A 12,086-nucleotide genomic window follows, 5' to 3' on the forward strand; every position below is an offset into this window, starting at 1 on the left:
GATGGATCTGACACCTCCGCCGCGGCGCGCTCCCGTCGGTGGCGCGGTCGGGCGCCGCGCTGCGGTCCTCGGCTCGCCCGTCTCGCATTCGCGCTCACCCGACCTGCATCTCGCGGCCTACCGGTCGCTGGGCCTCGACGACTGGACCTACGAGCGGATCGAATGCGACGAGCGTCGGCTTCCCGACCTGGTGGGCGAGCTCTCGCCTGAATGGGTGGGTCTGTCGGTCACCATGCCCGGCAAGCGTGTCGCACTCGAGGTCGCGGACGAACGCACCGAGCGGGCAGTCCTCGTGGGTTCGGCGAACACCCTGGTGCGCACCGAGACCGGTTGGCGCGCCGACTGCACCGACATCGACGGCATGATCGGTGCCCTGCGGGAGGTCGACGTCGCGGCGTCGCAGCACCCGCACGCGGTTCTCGTCGGGGCAGGCGGAACCGCGCTACCGAGCGTTGCCGCCCTCGCAGAGGCCGGATTCGGTGCACTGACGGTGGTCGCGCGCGACGAGTCACGCGCGTCCGACGTGGTCGACCTCGCGCAGCGACTCGATCTCGACGTGCGCTTCCTCCCGTTTCGCCCGTCCCGAGAACTCCTCGACGCGAGCGCGGACTCGGGCGTCGTCGTATCGACGGTCCCCGCCGCGGCGGTCGAGCCGATCATCGACTCGCTCACGCACACGCGCGCGCTCGTCGACGTGATCTACAACCCGTGGCCGACGCCGCTGGCCGACGCCGTGTCGGCGAGCGGGGGGCGCGTTGTCGGGGGTCTGGTGATGTTGCTGAACCAGGCCTACAGCCAGGTGGAGCAGTTCACAGGACGTGTCGCACCGCGTGAGGCGATGGCCGCGGCGCTCGACTGATCCCTTCCCAGCCCTGTTCTGTCCCCAGTCACAGCCCTGTCCACAGGTTCGCCGCACATGTCGGCCGCGGGGCGTCGGATCGCGCCGCGGCGCCGAGACTGTCGTGCATGGAACTCGTCGGCTGCGTGGTTGCGCTGTGGCTCGTCGCGCTCGCCGACATCGACCGTCGCACTTCGCGGCTGCCGACCGTGCTGCTGTGGCCAGGTCTCGTCGCAGTCGGGGTCTCGTGCTACGTGCGGCCGTCCATCGCGCTCGCAGCGGTCGCTGCCGCAGGTCCCTACCTCGTGGGGTGGCTGGCCGGTCTCTGCGGTGGTGGCGACGTGAAGTTGGCGCTCGTGCTCGGCGGCATGCTCGCCGACCCGGCGTCGGCGTTGCTGATGGTGCTCGCGGCTCAGGTACTCGGGCTGCTGACGCGACGAGGGCGGCAGCGCTGGCCGCACGGGCCGCCGATGATCGCCTCGGGTGCGACGCTGTTCGTGGTCGGCTCGGGATGAGAAGACGTGGTTGGGGTGTCGCCGCCGTCACATGGAACAATTGATCCTTGTGTTGCGCTGGATAACCGCCGGAGAGTCTCATGGCCCGGCCCTTGTTGCCATTGTCGAAGGCATGGTCGCCGGGGTGGAGATCACCTCGACCGACATCGCCGAACAACTCGCACGCCGCAGGCTCGGCTACGGGCGTGGTGCGCGCATGAAGTTCGAGGCCGACAAGGTGAGTGTGCTCGGGGGTGTGCGGCACGGGCTGACGCTCGGAGGGCCGGTGGCGATCGAGATCGCCAACAGCGAGTGGCCCAAGTGGGAGACCGTGATGGCCGCCGATCCCGTCGACCCCGCAGAGCTCGAGGGCAGCGCGCGCAACGCCGCCCTGACCCGACCCCGGCCGGGTCACGCCGACTACTCCGGCATGCTCAAGTACGGATTCGACGACGCTCGGCCGGTGCTCGAGCGCGCGAGCGCCCGCGAGACCGCCGCGCGCGTCGCGGCAGGTACGGTCGCGCGCAACTTCCTGCGTCAGGTTTTCGGGATCGAGGTGATCTCGCACGTGATCTCGATCGGTGGCAGCACCCCGTATGTCGGTCCGCCGCCGACGATTTCGGACCTCACGGCGATCGACGAGAGCCCGGTGCGTGCATTCGACAAGGCCGCCGAGGAATCGATGATCGCCGAGATCGAGACCGCGAAGAAAGAGGGCGACACGCTCGGCGGCGTCGTCGAGATCGTCGCGACCGGTGTCCCTGTCGGGCTCGGTTCCCATGTCAGCGGCGAGACCCGTCTCGATTCGCGTCTGGCGGGCGCGCTGATGGGTATCCAGGCCATCAAGGGTGTCGAGGTCGGCGACGGTTTCGAGACCGCACGTCGTCGTGGTAGCGCCGCGCACGACGAGATGGTGCCCGGGCCCGACGGCGTACTCCGGTCGACCAACCGCGCGGGCGGCCTCGAGGGCGGCATGACGAACGGCGAGGACATCCGCGTTAGCGTCGCCATGAAGCCTATTTCGACGGTGCCGCGCGCACTCTCGACCATCGACATGGCGACCGGTGAGCAGGCGCAGGCCATCCACCAGCGTTCCGACGTCGTCGCTGTGCCCGCGGCGGGTGTCGTCGCCGAGTCGATGGTCGCGCTCGTCGTCGCGCAGGCTGCTCTCGAGAAGTTCGGTGGCGATTCGGCGACCGAGACCTCCGACAACCTGGCCGGATACCTCAAGCGCGTTGCGCAGCGCGGAGCGCGGTCGTGAACACTCCTGCGGCAGCGGGCGTGACATCGACGAACAAGCCCGCGGCCGTACTCGTCGGGTTCATGGGTGCGGGTAAATCGACCGTCGGCCGGTTGCTCGCCGACAGGCTCGGCGTCGACTTCATCGACACCGACCACGAGATCGTGCGACGAACCGGCCGCTCCATCCCGGACATCTTCGTCGCCGATGGCCCCGAGAAGTTCAGGGAACTCGAAGCCGACGTCGTCGCCGATGTACTCGCGACGCACGGCGGCATCGTCGCCCTCGGCGGGGGTGCGGTCACCACCGCGGACGTGCGTGCGGCGCTCGATACGCATCGTGTCTTCTACCTGCGCGTCAGCGCGGAGTCGGGATTCGCCAGGGTCCGCGAGTCGGATCGCCCGCTCCTGGCCTCAGACGATCCGGCAGAGCGCTACCGCTCTCTGCTCGCAGAACGCGAGGACACGTACTCGGCGGTGGCGGGCGTCGAGGTCGACGCGCACGGCGACCCCGACGCCGTCGCCGATCTGATCATTCTGGCGTTGGCCGACGAACTGACAGCAGGGAGAACCTCATGACCGAGCCGATCTCGATCAGAGTCGACGGGGCGTCGCCCTACGACGTCGTCATCGGGCGCGGCCTGCTCGACGAGGTCGCGCAGGCCGCCGCAGGCGCCGACCGGATCGCTGTGCTGTATCAGCCGACGCTCGCGCAGACGGCGGAGCAGGTGCGAGAGTTCTTGGCGGACAAGGGTTTCGATGCGCATCGCGTGGAGATCCCCGATGCGGAGGCGGGTAAGGACCTGTCGGTTGCCGCATTCTGCTGGGACGTCTTCGGGCGAATCGGCCTCAAGCGCAACGACAAGGTCATCGCGCTCGGCGGGGGAGCGGCAACCGATCTCGCCGGTTTCGTTGCCGCCACCTGGATGCGCGGAATCGGTGTGATCCACATTCCGACGACGCTGCTCGCCATGGTCGACGCCGCGGTCGGTGGCAAAACCGGCATCAACACCGACGCGGGTAAAAATCTCGTCGGCTCGTTCCACGAACCCGACGCCGTGCTCATCGACATCGCCACGTTGGAGACGGTGCCGCGCAACGAGATCATCGCGGGCCTCGCCGAGGTCATCAAGACCGGATTCATCGCCGATCCCACCATTCTGGACATCATCGAGGCCGATCCCGCCGCTGCCACCGACCCGACCGGCCCGGTGCTTCCGGAGCTGATCCGACGTTCGGTCCAGGTGAAGGCCGACGTCGTCTCGGCCGACCTCAAAGAGTCGTCACTGCGCGAGATCTTGAATTACGGACACACGATGGGGCACGCGATCGAGCGTCGCGAACGCTACCGGTGGCGTCACGGTGCCGCCGTGGCTGTCGGATTGGTCTACGTCGCCGAACTGGCGCGGCTCGCAGGACGACTCGACGACGAGACCGCCGATCGCCATCGGAGCATTCTCGAACTCGTCGGCTTGCCGACCACCTACGACGCCGACGCATTTCCCGATCTGTTGGACGGGATGTCGGGCGACAAGAAGAACCGGTCGGGTGTCCTGCGGTTCGTCGTTCTCGACGGGCTGGCCAAGCCGGGCAGGCTCGAGGGTCCCGATCCGAGCCTGCTGGTCGCGGCCTACTCGGCTATCGCGTCGGAGCGTCCGACCGCGGGTACCACACTGCTCTGATCTCGCGGATACCGATCAGGCCGGATCGGCGCCCGAGTTCGCGACTCTGCGGTCGTCGGTGCGCTCGATGACGGCGGTGTCGTCGTCGCGGTCGGAAGTCTCGCGGTTGGATTCGTCGTCGAGACGTCGTTGCTCTTTGCGCTGGTCACGCCGGGTGAGCCAGCGGCCAATGGACGCGCCGAAGAACGCCGGGAAGAAGATGAGAAGCGCGATGAACGAGCCGCCGGCGATGATCTCGATGAAGAAGCTCGACTCGCTGATTCCCTGAACACCGTTGGTGCCGAGAATCCAGCAGATCAGGCACGACAACAGGCCCGCGAACACGCCGGCCTTGAGCCAACGGATCGTGAGGTCGTCGTAGTCGTCGGGGTCGGGGTGTGCCCGGGCGTCGCGGATGCCGTCGAAACCGCCCCAGACCAGCGCAATGAAGACAACCGCCGCGACCGCGATGGTCTTCCATGCCGTCGAGTGAAGTGGTGATTGAACGACTGCGATACCGAGGAGAATACGAGCGACGACGTGGACCGCGGTCATGACGACACCGCGCAGCAACCAGGACACCATGGCCGACATCATACTCATGGGTAGCGTGATCTCGAACACGCGGGAGTGGAGTGGCGTGGTTCGCCACCCCACTCCCGCGTGGGAAATCGTTGCGATGTCAGGCCGCGAGCGCCGTGGCGCTGCGGGGTGTCGCCGTCACCGGCGCGGCTCCGAGGTCGTCGGTCGCGACATCCTTGGTCTCGCGGGCGGTGAGCGCGGCCGCAGCCGCGATCAGGCAGATGGCCGCGGTGAAGATGCTGATCACCACCCAGCCGCCGTCTCCGACGCCTCCCAGCGCGGTCACGATCGACGGCGCGAAGCCCGCCATGAGGAATCCGAGCTGCGTGCCGATGGCGAGGCCGGAGAAACGGACCCGGGTGGAGAACATCTCGCCGTAGAAGGCCGGCCACACGGCGTTGGCAGCCGCGTAGCCGAACGAGAAGGTGAGCACGGCGAGCACGAAGGTCAGCAGGTGATTGCCCTGACTCATCGAGAGCATGTAGAAGGGCATCAGGATGGCCGACGAGAGCGCGCCGTAGATGAAGACCGGCTTGCGTCCGATGCGGTCGGCGAGGGCACCGAAGAGCGGCTGGGTGATCAACGCGCCGATATTGGCGACGACCACGAGCCACAGGGTGAGCCCGGCGTCGAGCCCGACGTGCTTGCCGTAGGCGAGAGCGAGATTGGCGAAAACCGTCGAGACCGCTGCGATGAAGGCGCACAACACGACTCGCGCTACATCACGCCAGTGGTCGCGCATCAGGGGTACCAGTGGCATACGTGCGATGTCGCCGGATTCGCGGGCCTCGGTGAATTGCGGTGTCTCGTGCAGTCGACGTCGGATGAAGAAGGCGACGAGAACCACGACGGCCGACAGCCAGAACGGAACACGCCAGCCCCACGAATACTTCGCGTCGTCGGGAAGTGCCATGAAGGGGATCAGCACGAGCGAGGCCAGGATGAGTCCGCCCTGGGTTCCGGTCAGCGTCCACGACGTGAAGAACGCACGACGGTGGTCGGGCGCGTGCTCGAGTGCCAACGAGCTGGCGCCTGCCTGTTCACCTGCTGCGGAGAACCCCTGGAGCAGACGACAGATCACGAGCAGGGTTGGCGCGAGCCAGCCGATCTGATCGAAGGTCGGCAGACACCCGATGACGAACGTCGACACGCCCATCAGCAAGAGTGTGAACATCAGTACGCGCTGGCGACCGATGCGATCACCGAAATGGCCGAGGATCAACGCTCCGATCGGGCGTGCGATGTAGGCGACACCGAACGTGGCGAACGACATCACCAGCGCCGCGTTGTCGTCGGACGGAAAGAACACGTGCGGGAAGATCAGCGCTGCGGCGGAGCCGAACAGGAAGAAGTCGTAGTACTCGACCGCACTGCCCATGAAACCCGCGAGTGCGGCGTGTCGTGGTGTGCGTTTCCCGACGGCTCCGGTGCCGTCGGATTCGGTGGTGGTCATGTTGGGTACTCCTCTGGTGCGATTGTGCCTGGTGGCAGGGCGGTCAGGACGCGTTTGCGACGAGTTGGCGGAAGTGACGGGTCATTCGATCGGCATCCGGGTGCAGCCCGGTGATCAGCGCGAATGCGTCGACGGCCTGGTAGACGGCCATGTGTCCTCCGTCGAGGGTTGGTGCGCCCACCGCGCGCGCGGCCTGCAGCAGCGCGGTGTCGAGGGGGCGGTAGACGATGTCGGCGACCCAGAGGTCGGGCCGCAGCAGCGCGGCGTCGAACGCGATGCCGGGATGCTCGGCCATTCCGGTCGGCGTCGCGTGGACGACGCCGGAACTCTCCGGAAGCAGTGCGGGGAGCTTGTCGAACGCCGCGGCGTCGACACTCGGCAGTGGGTGGCGGGTGGCGAGGTCGTGTGCGAGGGCTCCGGCGCGGTCGACGTCGAGGTCGACGACGGTGAGATGGGCGGCACCGAGCCGCAACAGCGCATCCGCGACCGCCGTTCCCGCGCCGCCCGCGCCGACCAGCACGACGTCGGCGAGGTCGGCGTTGGGCAGCCCCTCGGTGAAGCCGTGTGCGAATCCCGTTGTGTCGGTGTTGTATCCGACGTCGCCGTTGTCGGTGAACAGAACCGTGTTCGCCGCGCCGAGTGTGGCCGCGACGGGATCGACATGGTCGAGGTGCGCCATGACCAACTGCTTGCACGGGTGGGTGACGTTGACGGCGTCGAATCCGAGCGCGCGCGCCCAGGACAGCACCTCGCCGATGCGGTCGGGGGAGATGCCCGCCGCGGTGAGGTCGATCGGGCGGTAGCTGTAGTCGAGCCCGAACGCGCGGCCTTCGGCCATGTGCATCGCCGGGGTCAACGACGGCCCGACGCCGGTGCCGATGAGTCCGACCAGAAAGCTGGTCTCGGAAGGTTCCATGAGCTGTCTCCGTAATGTACGAACTAGTACGTTCGCAATCGAGTAGAGCACTGTGCTCCGCGTCTCGTCAACAGTTTCGTGTGATTGGAATCGCACAAGAAGACGCAGAGACTCCCGTTGGGCGGGGTGTGTTCAGGCGTTGGTGGTGAGCCACCCGACGACGACGTCGCCGATCATTCTGCGCAGGTGAGCGCGGTTCGACGTCTCGGTCAGATCGAGGTCGAAGAGGTAGCCGAAGGTGTAGCGATTGGCCACCTGGAACACGCAGTACGAGCTGATCACCAGGTGGACGTCTAGCGCGCTGACGTCGGTCCGGAACAAGCCGGCCGTCCGACCGTCGGCGAGGATGTCGTCGAGGAGCGACGTTGCGGGGGCGCTCAACTGGGGGAGGTCGGTGAGTCGTCGGATGAAGTCACCGCGATGGATGTTCTCGATCGAGACCAGACGGATGAAGTCGTCGTTGTCGATGTGGTGGTCGAAGGTGACCTCGGCGAGTCGTCGGATCGCCTCGATCGGATCTGCGTGGTCGACGCGCAGCTTCTGTTCCGCCTGACGGATTCCGCGGTACGCCCGGTCCAGAACTGCCAGGTAGAGGCCCTCTTTGCCGCCGAAGTAGTAGTAGATCATGCGCTTGGTGGTGCGCGTGCGTTCGGCGATCTCGTCGACCCTGGCGCCCGAATATCCCGATTCGGCGAAGACCTCGGTGGCAACGTCGAGCAGTTCGGCACGCGTGCGCTCGGGATCGCGCTGGAGTTCGGATTTCGGCTTGGCGGCCACGATGGGAGCTTACTTGCGAGGCATCTGCCCACGACGAACCATTGCCACCACTATGTACCAATTGGTACATTGATGTGATGAAGACCTCGATCGCGACCGTCTCGGTGTCTGGCTCACTTGTCGAGAAACTGCACGCGTGCGCCGCAGCGGGCTTCGACGGTGTGGAGATCTTCGAGCCCGATCTCATCGCCGCCGATCAGTCGCCGGAGGAGATTCGAGCTCTCGCACAAAGGCTCGGCCTGGCGCTGTATCTCTATCAACCGTTGCGCGACATCGAAGGTGTCAGTGAAGCGAGATTCGTCGACAACCTGCGACGCGCTGATGCGACATTCGCCACAGCTGCGCGACTGGGTATCGACACGGTTCTCGTCTGCAGCAATGTCGCCACCGCGACCATCGACGACGACGCGGTGTCCGCCGATCAGCTCCGACGCGTCGGCGATCTCGCGGCCGGACACGGCCTTCGCATCGCCTTCGAGGCCCTCGCCTGGGGACGGTTCGTCGACGACTACCGGCGTTCATGGCGCATCGTCGAGCTCGCCGACCATCCGGCAGTCGGCCTGTGCCTCGACAGTTTTCACGTGCTCTCGCGCGGGCACGATCCGTCGGCGATCCGAGCGATCCCGGGGGAGAAGATCTTCTTTCTCCAACTCGCCGACGCCCCGGCGCTCTCCATGGACGTCTTGTCGTGGAGCAGGCACCATCGCTTGTTCCCTGGCGAGGGCGCATTCGATCTGGAGGGCTTCGTCGGTCATGTTCTGGCTGCCGGCTACACCGGCCCGTTGTCGTTGGAGGTGTTCAACGACACATTCCGGCAGACCGACCCGGTGCCGACGGCGGTACACGCGCATCGGTCACTGCTGTGGTTGCAGGACCGGCTCGACCTGATCGACATCCCCGACCCCAAGTCCCCGACAGGATTCGACTTTGTCGAGATCAAGGCCGAGGACACCCGTGAGGTCGAGGCCATGCTGCACCAGTTGGGCTTCGTCGGGCGCGGCCGACATCGGAGCAAACCGGTCACGTTGTGGACAGCAGGTCAGCCGCGAGTGGTTCTCAACGAGCAACAGGCGCGTGACGAGTCGCCGCACATCGCGGCCATCGGACTCCAGGTATCCGACCCGGACGCGGTGAGCAGGCGCTCCGCGATCCTCGGTGCACCCGCCGTCAACCGCCGCACACACGCGTCGGAGCACGCGTTCGGCACGACAATCGTGCCCGGCGGCACCGAGGTCTTCTGGACGGGAGCCACGCCCGACCAACCCGCTTGGGTCGACGAGTTCGACGACGGGCTGCCGACGACGCCCACGGCGATTCGCGCGATCGACCACGTCAATCTCACCCAGCAGTGGGAGACCGCCGACGACGCACGGCTATTCCTGATGAGCGTGTTCGGTCTCGACGCCGACGACCCGGTCGAAGTGCCGGGGCCACGCGGGCTGATCCGCAGCGAGGTGCTGCGTTCTGTCGACGGTGGCGTGCGGATTCCACTCAACGTCGCCCCGCACGTCCTCGACTCCGAGGCCATCGCGCAGCACGTCGCATTCGCGTGCGACGACGTGCTCGGACTCGCGCGTCGCGCGCACGAGGCAGGCCTGCAGTTCCTGCGCGTCCCGGACAACTACTACGACTACGTTCGTGGACGCTTCGGCATCGACGAGGAACTGCTCGCGCAGCTGCGTGAGCTGGGCGTGCTCTACGACCGCAGCTCCGATCCGGCGGGCGGGTACCTGCTGCACTTCTACACCCGCACGGTCGGCCGGGTCTTCTTCGAGTTCGTCCAGCGGTTCGACGGCTACGACGGGTACGCCATCGACAACGCACCCGTGCGACTCGCCGCGCAGCAGTAGCTCAGCAGCCCTCCGAGTAGCGTGAGTGGCATGCTCACAGCTCCGTTTCCCGATGAATTCGCGCGTCGTCGCGAGCGGTTTCGTGCACTGATCTCGACCGGCCCGGCGCCCGTCGACGCCTTCGTGGTCTCCGACCTCACCAACATTCGTTACCTGAGCGGGTTCACGGGCTCGAACGCCGCGCTGTCGATCTCCGCCGCGGGAAGCGACGGCGACCGGATCTGCACGGACGGGCGCTACCTGACGCAGGTCGCCGAACAGTCGGGCGACCTCGTCGCTATCATCGCGCGCAATTGCACCGATGAGCTCATCGGCGCCGCGATCGCCGCGGGTGCCTCGCGGGTCGGCTTCGAGTCGGATGTACTCACGGTTGCCGCACATGCCAATCTGACGGGCGGTCTCGGGCAGGGGAGTGAACTCGTCGGACGGACCGGACTCGTTGCCGAGTTGCGTGAGGTCAAAGACGACGCAGAGGTCGAACTGCTGCGGCGTGCGTGTGCCATCGGCGACGTCGCACTCGCCGAGATCATCTCCGACGGTGTGATCCGTGCCGGGGCCACCGAACGCGAGGTGGCACGTGCGCTCGAGAACGCGATGTTCCGCCACGGTGCCGACGAGATCTCCTTCGAGACCATCGTCGCGGCGGGTGCCAACTCGGCGATCCCGCACCACCGCCCGACGTCGACGGTCCTCGCAGACGGTGACTTCGTGAAGATCGACTTCGGGGCCGTCGCGGGCGGCTATCACTCGGACATGACCCGCACCTATGTGCTCGCGCGCGCAGCGGACTGGCAGCGCGAGATCTACGACCTGGTGTTGACGGCACAGACTGCGGGCCGTGAGGCGCTGAAAGCGGGCGCCGACCTCAGGTCGATCGACGCCGCGGCGCGGTCGATCATCGCCGACGCCGGCTACGGGGACCAGTACGTGCACGGCCTCGGCCACGGCGTCGGACTCGAGATCCACGAAGCGCCGGGCATCGGAAAACTGGCGACGGGTACACTACCTTCCGGCGCAGCGGTGACTGTGGAGCCCGGTGTCTACCTCCCCGGAAGAGGTGGCGTCCGGATCGAGGACACGCTCATCGTGACAGATGGCGAGCCCGACCTGCTGACCACCACCGACAAGACCTTCACCGTCATCTGACGGCCCGCGCACGCCGATGCGCAGGAGATGCACACATACCGACGTAGAAGATTGAGGAACTGATTCATGGCGACCACCGCCGATTTCAAGAATGGTCTCGTACTCCGCATGGACGATCAGCTTTGGCAGATCCTGGAGTTCCAGCACGTCAAGCCCGGCAAGGGACCCGCGTTCGTGCGTACCAAGATCAAGAACGTGCTCAGCGGTAAGACGGTCGACAAGACCTTCAACGCAGGCGTGAAGGTCGAGACCGCGACCGTCGATCGTCGCGACATGCAGTTCCTGTACAACGACGGCACCGACTACGTCTTCATGGACGCACAGGACTACGAGCAGTACCCGATCGCGCCGGAGACCGTCGGCGACGGCGCACGCTTCCTGCTCGAGAACATGACCGTCCAGGTCTCCCTCAACGAGGGTCAGCCGCTGTTCGTCGAGCTCCCGGTCACGGTCGAGCTCGTCGTCACGCACACCGACCCGGGTCTGCAGGGTGATCGGTCGACCGGCGGCACCAAGCCCGCAACGGTCGAGACCGGCACCGAGATCCAGGTGCCGCTGTTCATCAACACCGGCGACAAGCTGAAGGTCGACTCGCGCGACGGCAGCTACCTCGGCCGCGTCAACAGCTGACCGCCCGGCTCCGTCAGCGAAGGTAGATCAGTGAAGCAACCCGGAACCCGGCACAAGGCCCGCCGCCGCGCGGTGGACCTGTTGTTCGAGGCTGAAGCCAAGCAGGTCAGCCCCGCGCAGCTCGTCGCGGAACGGCGCGAATTCGTGCGCGACGACGAGAGCGTCGGCGAGATCCACGACTACACCGCGACGGTCATCGAGGGGCTCGCCGACGACCAGGCACAGATCGATTCCGTCGTGGCGTCGCATCTGAAGGGCTGGACGCTCGAGCGGCTTCCCGCCGTCGACCGTGCGATTCTCCGTCTCGCGACGTGGGAGCTGTTCAACTCGACCGACGTCGATCCGATCGTGATCGTCGACGAGGCCGTCGAATTGGCCAAGGAACTGTCCACCGACGACTCACCCGCGTTCGTCAACGGTGTGTTGGCAAAGATCGCCGAGCTCGCCCCGCAGGTACGGGCGGCGCAGGCGGCCGGGTCCGACGGGCAGGGCTAGAACAG

At 66.6% G+C, this 12,086-nt stretch carries 13 protein-coding genes; 9 read left to right on the forward strand and 4 right to left on the reverse strand.

Going from position 1 to position 12,086, the window contains the following annotated elements:
• Position 1 precedes the first annotated feature (1 nt).
• From A5788_RS07815 to aroB, 5 genes are all read left to right on the forward strand, one after another.
• Positions 2–859: a shikimate dehydrogenase gene (locus tag A5788_RS07815; protein WP_064870792.1), complete on the forward strand. Its 858-nt coding sequence runs from the start codon at positions 2–4 to the stop codon at positions 857–859.
• A 107-nt stretch (positions 860–966) separates the two neighbouring features.
• Complete coding sequence (locus tag A5788_RS07820; RefSeq protein ID WP_064870791.1) at positions 967–1,353, forward strand: prepilin peptidase; 387 nt, start codon at positions 967–969, stop codon at positions 1,351–1,353.
• 31 nt (positions 1,354–1,384) lie between these two features.
• Positions 1,385–2,593 carry a chorismate synthase gene (aroC, locus tag A5788_RS07825; RefSeq protein WP_064870790.1) on the forward strand — a complete coding sequence of 403 codons (1,209 nt, stop codon included), beginning with the start codon at positions 1,385–1,387 and terminating at the stop codon, positions 2,591–2,593.
• 62 nt (positions 2,594–2,655) lie between these two features.
• Positions 2,656–3,150: a shikimate kinase gene (locus tag A5788_RS07830; RefSeq protein WP_197494645.1), complete on the forward strand. Its 495-nt coding sequence runs from the start codon at positions 2,656–2,658 to the stop codon at positions 3,148–3,150.
• A complete protein-coding gene (gene aroB, locus A5788_RS07835) occupies positions 3,147–4,253 on the forward strand; it encodes a 3-dehydroquinate synthase (RefSeq protein ID WP_064870789.1) in 1,107 nt (368 codons plus the stop codon). Before A5788_RS07830 ends, aroB begins: the two co-directional genes overlap by 4 nt.
• A 15-nt stretch (positions 4,254–4,268) precedes the next feature.
• Here the strand turns inward: aroB and A5788_RS07840 are convergent, their stop codons facing one another.
• From A5788_RS07840 to A5788_RS07855, 4 genes are all read right to left on the reverse strand, one after another.
• Positions 4,269–4,817: a B-4DMT family transporter gene (locus tag A5788_RS07840; protein WP_082938158.1), complete on the reverse strand. Its 549-nt coding sequence runs from the start codon at positions 4,815–4,817 to the stop codon at positions 4,269–4,271.
• Between the two features lie 97 nt (positions 4,818–4,914).
• The gene (locus tag A5788_RS07845) at positions 4,915–6,267 is read right to left on the reverse strand and encodes an MFS transporter (protein ID WP_064870788.1); all 1,353 of its coding nucleotides are present in this window, start codon (positions 6,265–6,267) and stop codon (positions 4,915–4,917) included.
• A 43-nt stretch (positions 6,268–6,310) separates the two neighbouring features.
• Positions 6,311–7,183 carry a shikimate dehydrogenase gene (locus tag A5788_RS07850; protein WP_064870787.1) on the reverse strand — a complete coding sequence of 291 codons (873 nt, stop codon included), beginning with the start codon at positions 7,181–7,183 and terminating at the stop codon, positions 6,311–6,313.
• 132 nt (positions 7,184–7,315) lie between these two features.
• Positions 7,316–7,960, reverse strand: a complete 645-nt coding sequence (locus A5788_RS07855) for a TetR/AcrR family transcriptional regulator (RefSeq protein WP_064861699.1) — start codon at positions 7,958–7,960, stop codon at positions 7,316–7,318.
• 77 nt (positions 7,961–8,037) lie between these two features.
• Here A5788_RS07855 and A5788_RS07860 point away from each other — a divergent pair, with 77 nt between their 5' ends.
• The 4 genes from A5788_RS07860 to nusB all read left to right on the forward strand — a co-directional run bounded on the left by A5788_RS07860 (position 8,038) and on the right by nusB (position 12,081).
• Positions 8,038–9,810, forward strand: a complete 1,773-nt coding sequence (locus tag A5788_RS07860; RefSeq protein WP_064870786.1) for a bifunctional sugar phosphate isomerase/epimerase/4-hydroxyphenylpyruvate dioxygenase family protein — start codon at positions 8,038–8,040, stop codon at positions 9,808–9,810.
• 30 nt (positions 9,811–9,840) lie between these two features.
• A complete protein-coding gene (locus A5788_RS07865; protein WP_039854482.1) occupies positions 9,841–10,956 on the forward strand; it encodes a M24 family metallopeptidase in 1,116 nt (371 codons plus the stop codon).
• Between the two features lie 66 nt (positions 10,957–11,022).
• Positions 11,023–11,586 (forward strand): elongation factor P, encoded by a 564-nt coding sequence (gene efp / locus A5788_RS07870; protein ID WP_005173212.1) that lies wholly within the window; start codon positions 11,023–11,025, stop codon positions 11,584–11,586.
• Between the two features lie 30 nt (positions 11,587–11,616).
• Complete coding sequence (gene nusB / locus A5788_RS07875) at positions 11,617–12,081, forward strand: transcription antitermination factor NusB (RefSeq protein ID WP_005202675.1); 465 nt, start codon at positions 11,617–11,619, stop codon at positions 12,079–12,081.
• The last annotated feature ends 5 nt before the right edge of the window (positions 12,082–12,086 follow it).

This window comes from Gordonia sp. 852002-50816_SCH5313054-c, assembly GCF_001665925.1.
Classification (GTDB): Bacteria; Actinomycetota; Actinomycetes; order Mycobacteriales; family Mycobacteriaceae; genus Gordonia; species Gordonia jacobaea.